General features: G+C 61.4%; 11 protein-coding genes and 1 other RNA gene. 4 read left to right on the top strand and 8 right to left on the bottom strand.

All coding sequences use genetic code 11. From position 1 onward, the window contains the following. On the top strand, positions 1–1,242 hold the full coding sequence (locus KQI17_RS11405; RefSeq protein ID WP_216496365.1) for a threonine synthase: 1,242 nt from the start codon (positions 1–3) through the stop codon (positions 1,240–1,242). Between the two features lie 49 nt (positions 1,243–1,291). On the opposite strand, the gene KQI17_RS11400 is transcribed toward KQI17_RS11405, so the two are convergent. The 4 genes from KQI17_RS11400 to KQI17_RS11385 are packed head-to-tail and all read right to left on the bottom strand — an operon-like array spanning position 1,292 to position 4,589. Continuing rightward, positions 1,292–2,350: an acyltransferase gene (locus KQI17_RS11400; protein ID WP_216496346.1), complete on the bottom strand. Its 1,059-nt coding sequence runs from the start codon at positions 2,348–2,350 to the stop codon at positions 1,292–1,294. A gap of 2 nt (positions 2,351–2,352) precedes the next feature. After that, positions 2,353–2,919 carry a hypothetical protein gene (locus tag KQI17_RS11395; RefSeq protein ID WP_216496345.1) on the bottom strand — a complete coding sequence of 189 codons (567 nt, stop codon included), beginning with the start codon at positions 2,917–2,919 and terminating at the stop codon, positions 2,353–2,355. 32 nt (positions 2,920–2,951) lie between these two features. Next, entirely contained in the window at positions 2,952–4,334 is a 1,383-nt protein-coding gene (gene hydA / locus KQI17_RS11390) for a dihydropyrimidinase (protein ID WP_216496344.1), read from the bottom strand. Between the two features lie 30 nt (positions 4,335–4,364). Further along, on the bottom strand, positions 4,365–4,589 hold the full coding sequence (locus tag KQI17_RS11385; RefSeq protein ID WP_216496343.1) for a hypothetical protein: 225 nt from the start codon (positions 4,587–4,589) through the stop codon (positions 4,365–4,367). Between KQI17_RS11385 and KQI17_RS11380 the strand changes: the two genes are divergently transcribed. From KQI17_RS11380 to KQI17_RS11370, 3 genes are all read left to right on the top strand, one after another. Next, positions 4,582–6,423, top strand: coding sequence for a 5'-nucleotidase C-terminal domain-containing protein (locus tag KQI17_RS11380; RefSeq protein ID WP_216496342.1), 1,842 nt, complete (start codon positions 4,582–4,584; stop codon positions 6,421–6,423). The genes KQI17_RS11385 and KQI17_RS11380 overlap by 8 nt on opposite strands. 153 nt (positions 6,424–6,576) lie before the next feature. Then, positions 6,577–7,023, top strand: coding sequence for a DUF6323 family protein (locus KQI17_RS11375; protein WP_216496341.1), 447 nt, complete (start codon positions 6,577–6,579; stop codon positions 7,021–7,023). Next, the gene (locus KQI17_RS11370) at positions 7,013–7,900 is read left to right on the top strand and encodes a DUF6179 domain-containing protein (RefSeq protein WP_216496340.1); all 888 of its coding nucleotides are present in this window, start codon (positions 7,013–7,015) and stop codon (positions 7,898–7,900) included. The genes KQI17_RS11375 and KQI17_RS11370 overlap by 11 nt, the downstream gene beginning before the upstream one ends. Before the next feature lie 61 nt (positions 7,901–7,961). Here the strand turns inward: KQI17_RS11370 and ygfK are convergent, their stop codons facing one another. The 4 genes from ygfK to KQI17_RS11350 form a co-directional block, all read right to left on the bottom strand. Then, positions 7,962–10,904: a putative selenate reductase subunit YgfK gene (gene ygfK / locus KQI17_RS11365; protein ID WP_216496339.1), complete on the bottom strand. Its 2,943-nt coding sequence runs from the start codon at positions 10,902–10,904 to the stop codon at positions 7,962–7,964. Between the two features lie 26 nt (positions 10,905–10,930). Further along, a complete protein-coding gene (ssnA, locus tag KQI17_RS11360; protein WP_216496338.1) occupies positions 10,931–12,274 on the bottom strand; it encodes a putative aminohydrolase SsnA in 1,344 nt (447 codons plus the stop codon). A 288-nt stretch (positions 12,275–12,562) separates the two neighbouring features. After that, positions 12,563–12,761: non-coding RNA, 6S RNA (gene ssrS, locus KQI17_RS11355), on the bottom strand. Positions 12,762–12,806: 45 nt separating this feature from the next. Beyond that, a complete protein-coding gene (locus tag KQI17_RS11350; RefSeq protein WP_022018277.1) occupies positions 12,807–13,094 on the bottom strand; it encodes a DUF1292 domain-containing protein in 288 nt (95 codons plus the stop codon). Positions 13,095–13,274: the final 180 nt, after the last annotated feature.

Raw genomic sequence — 13,274 nt, 5'->3', positions numbered from 1 at the left:
CTGAAAAATGTGAAATGCGCGCGCTGCGTCAAGTGCGGCAAGGAATACGAGGCCGTGCCCAACCTCACGAGCTGCTCGTGCGGCGGTATCCTCGACATCATCTACGATTACGATTACATCAAGGCCAACCTCACGAAGGATAAGCTCAAGAGCCGCCCGAACACCATGTGGCGCTACCGCGAGCTGCTGCCCGTGGAGGAGACCACGCCCGACACGCCGCTGCGCGTGGGCTGGAGCCCGCTCTATGAGGAGGACCGTCTTGCAAAGCTCCTCGGCCTCAAGAAGCTGTGGGTGAAGGACGACGGCCAGAACCCCACCGCGTCCCTCAAGGACCGTGCCTCCGCTATGGCGGTCGCCAAGGCGAAGGAGGCGGGCGCGGAGATCATCGCCTGCTCGTCCACCGGCAATGCGGCCAGTTCGCTCGCAGGCAACGCCGCCGCCGCGGGTCTCAAGACCTTCATCTTCGTTCCCTCCCGCGCCCCCAAGGGCAAGGTCGCGCAGCTGATGACCTTCGGCGCGAACGTCATTTCCGTGCAGGGCAACTATGAGGAGACCTTCGAGCTGAGCAAGAAGGCCATCGACAAGTGGGGCTGGTACAACCGCAACGCCGCCATCAACCCCTACCTCTCCGAGGGCAAGAAGACCGTCTCGCTCGAGATCGCCGAGCAGCTCGGCTGGAAGATGCCCGACTACCTCGCCATCTCCGTCGGCGACGGCTGCACCATCGCGGGCGTGTGGAAGGGTCTCAAGGACCTCTACGCCATCGGCTTTATCGACAAGCTACCGCGCCTGATCTCCGCGCAGGCGGAGGGCTGCCACCCCATCAACCGCGCCATCGCGGAGAATAAGCCCTGGGAGCCGATGGAGGAGAACACCCTCGCTGACTCCATCGCCGTCGGCGTGCCGCGCAATGCGGACAAGGCGCTCATGGCGATTCGCGAGTCCAACGGCATCGTGGTCAACGTGACCGACGAGGAGATCATGGCGGCGCAGAAGCTGCTCGGCACCACCTGTGGCGTGTTCGGCGAGCCGGCGGGCGTGACCGGCACGGCGGGCGTGAAGAAGCTCTGCGAGCAGGGCGTGCTCGGCGCGAACGACACGGTCGTCTCCGTCGTCACCGGCAACGGTCTCAAGGATGTTGCCAACGCCATCAAGTTCTGCGGCGAGCCGATGAGCCTGCCGAACGACCTTGACCTGCTGGTCGAGGAGTTCACCAAGCGCGGCATTAAGACCGAGGCGTAAACGAACAGAAAAGAGGAGCGCGGACCAACGGCCCGCGCTCCTTTTGCGCTCAGACGAAATATTTTTTGACGATGGGGACCCGACTCAGCAGCACGGAGATCGCCGTGGAGACCGCGAACACAAAGACCGCGAGCAGCGGCACGGAGAAAAAGGCGTTGCAGGAGAAGGTGTCGATGCCAAAATGCTGAAGCAGCTCGATGACCATAGGGTGAACGAGGTAGACGCCAAAGCTGTATTTTGATAGCTTGCGAAGAATGGCGTATGCACGCTCTCCCATGCGCGGGAAATTCAGGTGCTTCTTGGCAAAGACGAAGATGGGAACGCTGGTGAGCAGAACATTGAGCGAATTGTAGTTATAAAAAATATCACTGGGCGCACCCTGAGCCTTGGCGTGAACGACCGGTGCGAATATCGAGAAAAGAAGTCCCGCGATACCGATGCAGTAGAGTACGATCTCCTCTTTGCGGCTGAAATCCCTACGGCTGAGATAGTATCCGCCGACAAAATAGACGGTAAAGCCAAGCGGAAAATAGCAGTAGGTGAACATGATAACGGTGCTGATCAGAGTGCTGATACGCGGGGAGACAAAGGTGCAGAATAAGGCAAGCTGGGGCAGAAGAAAGGTGAAAACGAGCGATAGAAGCAGAAAATAGCGCGTGAGCGTTTCACTCTGTACGATGGGACGCAGCAGAGGAATGAGCAGATACAGTCCCACGATCATGAAAAGGAACCATAGATGGTAATGACCTGTAACGAACTGTGAAAGAACGTCAAAGGGCGGGCTGTGGCGAAAAAGGAGACTAATGAGCGCGTAGCAGCCCGACCAGAAAACAAACACATAGACCATGCGCAGCACATTCTTTTTCAGTATGGTGCAGATCGGGGTGTCGCGGCCTAAAAACAGTGCGCCGCTGATCATGACGAAAATGGGAACGGACCACTTGCCTGTGGTACAGTACAGATTAAAGGCAAACCATGCGCGTGAGCTGACATCGACATCAAGCCAATGCTGCGCCGAAAGGTGAACGGCGACAACGAAAAAGATCGCTACAACGCGGAGAATATCAAAATAGATCACGCGCTTGGACGCGGAGTGCTCTGCTGCCATGTTCAGACCTCGCTTTCTGCGGCTTCCGCGGCAGGGTCATTCTGCGCCTGCGGCGCGGCATCCCATGCGGGAGACTCCTCCACCTGCGGTGTGCTCTGCGCGGCGGCCTCCTGTGCGGCGCGCTCGGTGGCCTCAGCCTCGGCGCGCTCACGCTCGGCGGCCTCCGCCTCGGCGCGCTCACGCTCGGCGGCGGCGCCCTCGGCGCGGGCGCGGGAGACCTCCTCTTCCTTCTGCTTCTCCGCCTGCTTCATGGCCTTGTCGAGCCTGCGCCGGCTGGAGCGCTTCTCCATGCCGTGCACGACGTGCAGCACGAGGAAGAGCAGCACGAGACCCACGCCGAACCAGCTCCAGAAGCCGAGGGTGATGAGCGTTTTGAGCGTCCACAGCTCGGCCTGGATGCCGAGGAAGCAGCACACCACCGACGCGGCGAGCGCCGCGCCGAAGAGAATGACCCACAGCACCGACTTGACCGCGGAGGTCTTGCGCACACGCAGGTGCGCGATCAGAAACAGCACCGCGAGCAGGAACAGCGCGGGATACTGCGAAAACAGAATGGTACGAAGGTTCATGGAAGCATTCCTCTTTTCTTCTCTTGTTTTGCTCAGAGGGTGCAGAGCCCGCGGCGGAGGTATTGACCCTCGGGGCCGCCGACGATCCTGCCGTCCTCGACCATCAGGCTGCCGCGCAGGTAGACCTTAACGATGCCGCCCTCGGTGCGCAGACCCTCAAAGGGCGTGTAGCCGGCCTTTGTGACCATGTCGCGCGCGGTGAGGATGTGGCTGGCCTTGGGATCGTAGACCACGATGTCCGCGTCGGAGCCCGCGGCGATGACGCCCTTGCGGGGATAGAGCCCGTAGAGCTTCGCGGGATTTTCACACAGGGCGCGGCACATTCCGGCGACGGTCATTCTGCCCGCGGCGACGCCGCGGGTGTAGACGACCTCGCCGCGCGTCTCCACGCCGGGCAGACCGCCGGGGATCTTCGTGAAGTCCTCGCGGCCCATGTCCTTCTGCGCGAGGGTGAACGAGCAGTGGTCGGTGGAGATGGTCTGGATCTCACCGCGGCGCAGACCGCGCCAGAGCGCGCGCTGATTTTCCTCGGCGCGGATGGGCGGCGCGCAGACATAGCGCGCGGCCATGGACCAGTTGGGGTCATAGTACACGCCGTCGTCGAGGGCAAGGTACTGCGGGCAGGTCTCGACATAGACCCTCTGCCCGCGGGCGCGGGCAAAGGCGACCTCGTCGAGCGCCTCGCGGTTGGTCAGGTGGACGATGATCACCGGCGCGTCCGCCGCCTCGGCGATGCGCAGCAGCCGCGCGACCGCCTCGGCCTCGAGATAGTCGGGCCTCGCCTCGGGGTGGGCGGAAACGTCCGCCGCACGTCCGGCGGCCTTGAGCTCGGCAATGCGCGCGTCGATCACGCCCGCGTTCTCGCAGTGGACACCCGCGATGCCGCCGCGCTTTTTCAGCGCCTTGAGCGCGGAATACACCGCGCCGTCGCCGATCATCATGGCGGGGTAGGTGAGGTACATCTTAAAGGACGTGATGCCAGCGGCGAACATATCGTCCAGCTCGCCCTCGATGCCCTCGTTCCAGTCGTCGATGGTCATGTGGAAGCCGTAGTCGCACGAGCATTTGCCGTCGGCCTTTTTGTGCCAGAGATCAAGACCGTAGGCAAGCGTCTCGCCCTTGTTCGGGCAGGCGAAGTCGATGATGGTGGTCGTGCCGCCGCGGATGGCACTGCGGGTGCCGGACGCGAAATCGTCGGCGGTGGTCGTGTTGCACACGTCGAGATCAAAGTGCGTGTGCGCGTCGATGAAGCCGGGGAAGAGGTAGCAGCCGGAAACGTCCGTCACCTCGGCGCTCTTCGCCTCGGCGGGGGAGATGTGGCCGACCTGGGCGATCTTCTCGCCGTCGAGCAGGACGTCCGCGCGGCGGGAGCCGCGGGGCGTGACGACAAAGCCGCCCCTGAGCAGTTTTTTCATATCCATTCAGCTCCTTTGTCTGAAAAATATTCATACACCTTTACCATAGCACGTTTTTGCCGCGATTTCCACAGAAAAAGAGAAATCGGCAAAAGCGACAAGAAAGCGCGGTGAAAATCTGTGATTATGGCGAGAGAATGCGGCTTGTGAAAAAGCGGAAAAGAAGATACAATAAATATATCCTGCCGAAGCTGTGCGCCCGATACGGACAAGCGCTCCGGCAAAAATTTTCAGGAGGAAAAAAGCTATGCGCAAGTTTTTGTCCCTGCTGCTGACTCTGGCAATGGTATTCTCTCTGGCCGTGACGGTCAATGCGGAGGAGATCGTTGTCACATCGGCTCCCGCCGCAACAATGGAGGGCAAGACCGTCATTCTGCACACCAATGACGTTCATGGCGCAGTCGAGGGCTATGCCTATATCACCGCACTCAAGGCCGACTATGAGGCCAAGGGCGCGGAGGTCATCCTCGTTGACGCCGGTGACTACAGTCAGGGTACGACCTATGTCAGCACCACCAAGGGCGCTGATGCGGTCGCCATGATGAATGCCGCGGGCTATAATGTCGCCACGCTCGGCAACCATGAGTTTGACTACGGCTATGATCAGCTCAAGGAGAACATGGCCAAGGCCGGCTTCAAGGTGCTCTGCGCGGATGTTTTCAATGCTGACGGCACCACCATCTTTGACGCCAACTATACCTACACGACCAAGTCCGGCGTGAAGGTCGGCTTCTTCGGTATGGAAACTCCGGAGACCCAGACCAAGGCCAACCCTGCGCTCATCAAGGGACTGACCTTTGCAACCGGCAATGCCTTCACCAAGGCTGCCGCCGACCAGGTCGCGGCTCTCAAGGATGCCGATGTTGTTATCTGCATGGCTCACCTGGGTGTTGACGCCGAGTCGAAGCCCTATACCTCCTATGACCTTTACAGCGCTGTCAAGGGGATCGATTTCATCATCGACGGTCACTCCCATACCGTGATGGATAAGGGCGCTAATGGCGAACCGATCCAGTCCACCGGTACGGCGTTTGAAAACATCGGCGTGATTGTCATTGACGACGCTACCAAGAAGATCGAGAGCAATTCTCTCTTTGCAGTCGACGAGAACACCGCCAAGGACGAGACCGTTGCCGCTGCGGCGAAGGTTATCGTGGATCGTGTCGATGCCGAGTACGGCGCCGTTTTTGCGAAGAGCGAGGTTGAACTCAACGGCGCGAAGGCTCCCAACGGCAACCGTGACGGCGAGACCAACAACGGCGACCTGATCACCGATGCGATGGTCTGGAAGGTCCTGCAGAACAAGGACGGCCTGACGGTCGATACGGATCATGTGGTCGCCATCACCAACGGCGGCGGCATCCGCGCGCCCATCAAGGTCGGCGACATCACCAAGAAGGACATCAACACCGTGCTGCCCTTCGGCAACACCGTCGCGGTCGTTTATGTTACCGGCGCACAGCTTCTCGAGGCTCTCGAAGCGTCTACCTACAGCCTGCCGGTCGGCGGCTTCCCGCAGGTGTCCGGCATCAATTTCACCATTGATACAGCCAAGGAATTTGATGTGGGCGACCTCTATCCCGGCTCCACTTATCACGCGCCCAAGAGCATCAACCGCGTGACCATCGACAGCATCAACGGTAAGGCGTTCAAGGCCGACGATACCTACGCCGTCGTTACCAATAACTTCTGCGCTGCCGGCGGCGACACCTATTACGCTTTCGCTGCCGCTACCGCTCAGTTCGATACCGGTGTGCCTCTGGATGAGGCCATGATGGAATATATTACCACCGAACTCAAGGGCGTGGTCGGCGAGCAGTATGCCGCCCCGCAGGGCCGCATCACCGTCAAGACCGCTCCGGTCGTTGAGCCCGAACCGCAGCCCGAGCCCCAGCCCGAGCCCAAGCCCGAGCCGACGCCGGCTCCCTCCGGTGACACCTATACGGTCGTTGCGGGCGACTGCCTGTGGAATATCGCCTACAAGCTCTACGGCACCGGCACGCTCTACACCAAGCTGGCCGAGGCCAACAAGATCGCCGATCCGTACATCATCTACATCGGCCAGATCCTGACCGTTCCCGCCAAGTAAAAAACCGCACAATTAGGAAAGCCGCCCGTTTGGGCGGCTTTCTTCTGTGTTTTTTTGCTTTTGACAGATCCTATATTACCACATTTCGGGCAATTTTTCAAGTCTTGTCTTTTCCTTGCCGGGGGTGTAGATAACATGGCGAGGTGAAAAGAGATGAATGAATTGACACGATTCGGCGCGCTGTCCGCGCAGCGGACCGAGGCGGCACTACTGCGCGGGAACGCCGTGACGGAGCGCTTCGGCCTGACGCTCACGCCGGAGCAATGCGGACGATTGCTGGCGCGCCGCGCTTCGGCCCTGCGGGAGACGGAACGCATCGAGCCGGGCGAGGGCATCCTGCCGAAGCTGGCGGTCGCGCTGTGCGACTCGCCCTGCGTCGGGCCGGAGAACTGGGAGGAAGCGCTCGGCGGGTTGACGGAGCTGTTCTACCACTTCAAAGGCGCGTGCGGCGAACGGCTCGGCGACGACGAGCTGCTCTCTGCGCTGGTGCGGCTATACAACGGCTGGGCGGGCGGCTGCGCGGACCGCATCGCCGATCTCGATGGCCGCGCGATACTGCGCTTTGCGCGCACGGGAAGGGTGGGGGACGATGACGAATGAGCTGACGCGCCCGCTGACGGACGCCGAGGAGAGGCTGTGGCAGGAAAAGCTCGCCGCGCTGCTCGTACGGCAGATTGCGCTTTACACCGCGAATGAAAGCAGCTCCGTGCCGGCTGCCGCCGCGCGGGAGCTGCTGCGCGGCGTACTGTTTTTCCTTGCCGTGCCGGAGGAACCGGACGGCGGAGGCGAAGCGGATCGCGCGGCGCGTATCCGCACACTTCTCTCGTGCGACCTTGCGGACGAGCTGGCGCACGGGCAGCATCGCGCGCAGCGGGACTCTGCGCTGACGCTTGCGCTCTGGCGGAAGGTCGTTGCGGCGCTGCCGCCATTGGAGAACCGCTCGCTCCGCGATACGCTGCGGAGCGTCGGCAGGGGCTTCCACCGCTATGACACGCGCTTTTTTCCGCAGCGGTTCAATTGTGACATTGACTATCAGCTTTCCCAAAGCGTGTCGGAGAGCTTGTTGGGGATAAATTATGTCAACCAATATCTGACCCATCTGGCGGCGGAAAATAGTCTGCTCACGCGATTGCCGCAAGGCGAGGTTCGCGCGGTGATAGAGCGCTCCTGCCCCGATTGGCGCGGGCTGCTGGTGAATCTCTATGCGCCGGTCGCGGCGAACGCGCTCGCCCGCACGCTCCTCGGCGGGGAGGGGCTGAAGCTCTCGGACGGCGAGATCGACGCGCTCCGCGAGCGCTGGGAGCACGCGCGGCCCGAGCGGATCGAGAACGACCTGCTCACGGCGGCGGATGAGCTCGCGGAGCGGCTCATCCTCCCGCGCGGCGCGGGGGAATATCTGAGCGGCTTCGCCCGTGAGGTCGCTGCCCGCGTCGAAGCTCTGCGCGACTGCGACGGTCTGCGGGGACTGTTCGTATGAAAGAAAAGGGGAGCGGCTGCTGAAAAGCAGCCGCTCCTGCATTTTGTAAGAAAGTCTGCACTTATGCGAACAGATAGCCGTACTTATCGCGCAGGGTGAAGATCAGCGCCTCAATATCCACCGGCAGATCGTTGTCGGAGGTGGTGAGATCGTAGTCGCGCTCCTCCGCCATGCGGACGCGGACGTGGTCGGCGTCGAGGAAGAGGACGCCGGGGTTCTTGCTCTCCGCCATGTCCTCCGCCGTCTGGAAGAGGGTGAACTTGTCGTGGCAGGGCTCGCTGGCGTAGGGGCAGAACTGCGTGCAGTTGCCGCACTCGTTGCACATCTTGTCGACGTGGATGATCTGGTGACTCTCGTCGGGCATGACGACCGCGACGTTCGCGCGGTTCGGGCAGGAGTCCACGCAGTTCTCGCAGACGGTGGAGCACTGCAGGCAGCGCTCACCCTCGCACTTGCCGGACATCTTGAGGATGCCGTGCTTGGCGATGGCGTCGGACTCGGTGATGAACGCCTGCGCGGGGATCTCATACTCGTAGGGAGCGCCGATCACAGCCTCGGCAAAGCGGGCGGCGTCGGCGATGCCCTCGACCACGGTCGCGGGGCCGCGGTGCGCGTCGCCCGCGCAGTACACGCCCTCGACATTGGTCTCAAACGCGGGGCCCTTGCGCTCCATCTCGATGCCGTTTGTGGCCATGAGGTCGGAATCGACCTGCTCGCCGACGGCGGAGAGGACGAGGTCGCAGGGGATGGAGAACTGCTCGCCGGACTTCACGGGGCTGCGGCGACCGGTCTCGTCGGGCTCGCCGAGCACCATCTTGTCGCACAGCAGCATACCCTTGGCCTGCTTGACGGGAGCGGCCAGCTCGATGAACTCCACGCCCTCGTCGATGGCGAGCTGCAGCTCGTGCTCGTCGGCGGGCATGAACTTCTTGGTGCGGCGGTAGAGAATGGTGGCGTGCGCGCCCATGCGCTTGGCGACGCGGGCGGCGTCCATGGCGGTGTTGCCCGCGCCGACGACCACGATGTTGCCGGAGAGGTTTGGCTTGACCTGCTTCTTTTCCTTCTTCATCCACTCGATGACGCCCTGCACGTTGCCCTCGATGTCGAGCTTGCCGGCCTTCCACGCGCCGGTGGCGAGGAGGATGTGGGTGTAGCCCATTTCCTTCAGCTCCGCGACGGAGGGAGCGCTCTTGCCGCACTTGACCTCAACGCCGTAGCTCATCATCAGGGCGATGTCCTTGTCGATGGCCTCGTCGGAAATGCGGAAGGCGGGAATGACGTAGCGCGGCACGCCGCCGAGCTTGCGCTCACGCTCGAAGATGGTGGTCTCGATGCCGGCGCGGCCGCAGAAGTACGCCGCGGCGATACCGGTCGGACCGCCGCCGATGATGGCGACGCGCTTGCCCTCGACGCGCTCGGGCAGCTTGATGGAGGCCATCAGGGCATTGTAGCCCTTCTGCGCGGCGAGGAGCTTGGTGTCGCGGATGTGGACGCTCTCCTCATAGAAATTGCGGGAGCACTTGCCCTGGCAGCGGTGCGCGCAGATGGTGCCGGTGATGAACGGCAGGGCGTTCTTTTCGGTGATGAGCTTGAGCGCGGGGCCGTAGAGACCCTTGCGGCACAGCTCGATGTACTCGGGAATGTCCTGCTCGATGGGGCAGCCGCCCTTGCAGGGCGCGATGAAGCAGTCGAGCCAGGGCACCTGCTCGGTGGACTTGCGGCTGGGCAGGGGCTTGATGGACTTGAGGTGATGGTAATTCGTGCGGGCGGAGGCGGCGAGGTCGGAGATGGCGGCGGAGTCGGTGCCGGCGAAGGCGCGGTACTCCATCGGCTCGACCTTCTCGACCATCTGGAGCAGGCGGTTGTAGCCGCCCGGCTTGAGAATGGTGGTGGCGACGGTGATGGGCCAGATGCCCGCGGCAAAGAGCTTATCGCAGTTGAAGTATTCCGCGCCGCCGGCGAAGGAGATACGCATCTTGCCGCCGAACGCGCGGGAGATGCGGCTGCACATCTCGATGGTCAGCGGGAAGAGGCTGCGGCCGGACATATACATCTCGTCGTTCGGCAGCTCGCCGCGCGTGGTGTCCACGGGGAAGGTGTTGGAGAGCTTGAGACCGAACTCCAGACCCTCCTTGTCCGCGAGCTTCTGCAGACGCTCGAACATCGGCACCGCGTCCTCCCACTGGAGATCCTCGTTGAAGTGATGCTCGTCGAACACGATGTAGTCGTAGCCCATGGAGTCGAGAATGCTGCGGGCGGTCTTGTAGCCGAGGATGGTGGGGTTGCACTTGACGAAGGTGTGCAGGTGCTTCTTCGTGAGCAGATAGCTTGCGATGCGCTCGATCTCCTGCGGCGGGCAGCCGTGGAGCGTGGAGACGGTGACGGAGCGGGACACGCGCGGGGAGATGTGCGCGATGAAATCGCGCTCGGCGGGGAACAGCTCGGCGAGGACCTTCTTGCATTCCTTGAACTGCGCGGTCCTGCTCGCGTCCATCATGTTGTCGATGTAGCTGTTGACCTTGCGGCCCTTGATGCCCTCGAGGTCGTAGCCGACGGACATATTGAACACGAACCCGTCGGGATCGCCGAGACCGTAGACCTTGGAGATGACCTTGAGCGCGCACCACGCCTTGATGTACTCGTCCTGCGCCTGCGCCACGGTCAGCTCGGTGGACCACTCCTGATTGTAGCCCTCGTCGGCGGCGAGGATGCAGGGACGGGGCACGCAGGCGGCAAGCTCGGCGCCGTCCATCTTCTGTACGGTCTTGACCTCGAAGAAGCGCGCGCCCGCGAAGTAGGCGGCGATGATGTTCTGCGCGAGCTGGCTGTTGGGGCCGGCGGCGGGGCCGAACGGCGTTTCGATGCGCTCACCGAAGATGGGCAGGCTCTTGCCCGTGGCCTCATACTTCTTGTGGACACCGAAGATGTCGCCGCTCTGGGCGTACTCGGTCACAACCCAGTTCATCAGGGACGCGAACGGAATGGGATACATTTTCTCAGACATCGTTGTTCCTCCTATGTAACGTTTCCTTAATACTCGCAGTGATTGAGGCTGCCCCAGAGCTTCTTCGCGGCCTCGAGGATGTGGGCGTTCTCGGCCTCCTCGTCGATGCCGACGAGCTGACGGTCGAGCATGAGCGTCTTACCGGCGGCGATGGTGGTCTGGCACTGGCGGCCCGTCATGCCGAAGATCATGTGGCCGTCGATGTTCGCGTCGGAGAACGGAGTGAACGGCTTATAATCCATCACGATGATGTCCGCCGCCGCGCCCGCCTTGAGCACGCCGAGCTGGTCGGGGAAGTACTTCGCGCCGATCTTCGCGTTGTTCTTGAAGAGCATATCGGTGACCTCGCACCAGCCGACGTTCGGCAGGCAGTTCTGGCTGCGCTGGGAGCAGAGGGCGACCTTGAGGGACTCGAGCATATCGTTGGTGTAGGCGTCGGTACCCATGCCGAGGAGGATGCCGCGCTTGTAGAGCTGGAGGACAGGGCAGATGCCGATGGCGTTGCCCATGTTGGATTCCGGATTGTTCACGACCATCGTACCCGTTTCCTTGATGATCTCCATCTCGGCGGTGTTGACATGGATGCAGTGACCGAGGATGGTCTTGGGGCCGAGGATGCCGTGATCCTGAAGGCGCTGGACGGGACGGCGGCCGTAGTTCTGGAGGGAATCGTACACGTCGTTCATGCCCTCGGAGACGTGGATGTGATAGCCGGTGCGGCCGTTGTTGGCCTCGACCATGCGGTCGAAGGTCTTATCGGAGATGGTGAAGAGCGCGTGACCGCCGAACATCGCCGCGAGCATGGGATCCTTGCGCTGCTCGCATTCCGAGATGAAGTCGGCATTTTCCTTGATGGCCTGCAGGCACTTCTCCTCGCCGTCGCGGTCGGAGACCTCATAGCACAGGCAGGAGCGCAGGCCGAGACGCTTGCTCTCCTCGGCGATGGTGTGCAGCGTGCCGGGGATCTCGCCATAGCTGGCGTGATGGTCGAAGACGGTGGTGACGCCCTGCTTGATGGAGTCGATGTAGAGCGCGGTGGCGCTGGCCTTGGTGCCGTCCATCATCAGGTGGCGGTCGATGGCCCACCACGTTCCGTCGAGGACCTCGTAGAAGTTTGTCGGGTTGTTGCCGACGATGGACAGGCCGCGCGCGAGCGCGGAATAGATGTGGGTGTGCGCGTTGATGAAGGCGGGCATGATGACGCCGCCCTTGGCGTCGACGATCTCGGCGTCGGGGTACTTCACGCGCAGGGCGGCCTCCTCGCCGACCTCGGCGATCTTCGCGCCCTCGTAGGCGACCGCGCCGTGCTCGTAGTAGCCGCGGCCCTCTGCGTCGCGGGTGATGAGACGTCCGTTGGTGATGAGCTTCATAAGTGGTTTCCTCCTGTTAAATGGTTTCAACTGACGAACCCTTCAGGCAAAAAGAAAAGACGCTCCAAGCGAGTCACTCGCCCGAAACGTCAGCGTTTCTGCCGGAGTGATAGTTTCAGCCCGTGCGCGCAGCACTTCGTTACAGCTATCAGTCATAGATTGTAGATTTATTTTACACGAAGGCGGGAACAATTTCAATGGAAATTTCGTCAAAATTCGTGAAAAGAGCCTTGATAAAACAGAGAAATCGCCTTTTGATTTTTGTGCAAAGCGATGAAGGAGCAAAAAAGTTACCCCGCGTTGGCCGTGTAGACCCCGCCAAACCTGCACATGAATTGCAGGTGGGTCGCCTCTGTCCGGTTTTACTGCTTCCAACGTCCGACCGCGAAATGCAGCCGGGAGGCCTGCAAACCACCGGAGCGTACCGGCGTCCCGTATGACGAAATGTGGGTTTATAAAGAGCCTATCACGAACCACGCAGGGTAATTGCCATTGTAAGCGGAGCGGCGGGAAAAATCCGTCGGAAGCGAGGTTATTCCTCCTCGTCCTCCATCATCTGCTCCATGAAGAGGTCGTAGACCTCGTTGATCTCGTCCTCGTCGACGACGTTGGCGAGCATCTCCTCGCCGTCCACCGTCTCACTCTTGAGAATGATGAGGCCGTACTCGTCCTCATTCTCCTCCTCGCCCTCCTCCACAACGGGGAAGAAAGCCATATAGGTCGTGCCGTTGTGCTCGAGCGCGTCGATGTATTCCAGCTCGATGTCGTTGCCCTCCTCGTCCGTCAGCGTGACGAAATTCGGGCCGTATTCTTCGCTCATGGGGGTGTCCTCCTCCAACAGTCGGTATTTGAGATGGAGATAGTATAGCGCATTTCCAAGCTGAAAATTGTCAATACCCAATCGAACATTTTTGAAAAAATTAGAGCAGGGAATTGACGTGAGCGTCGAATAGCTCCTGTGCGGTATGGTAGTCAAGGATTTTACGGTGCATGGCGTTCA

The organism is Oscillibacter sp. MSJ-31, from assembly GCF_018918025.1.
Lineage (GTDB): Bacteria > Bacillota > Clostridia > Oscillospirales > Oscillospiraceae > Hominicoprocola.
This window is presented reverse-complemented; position numbering and strand designations above follow the sequence as displayed.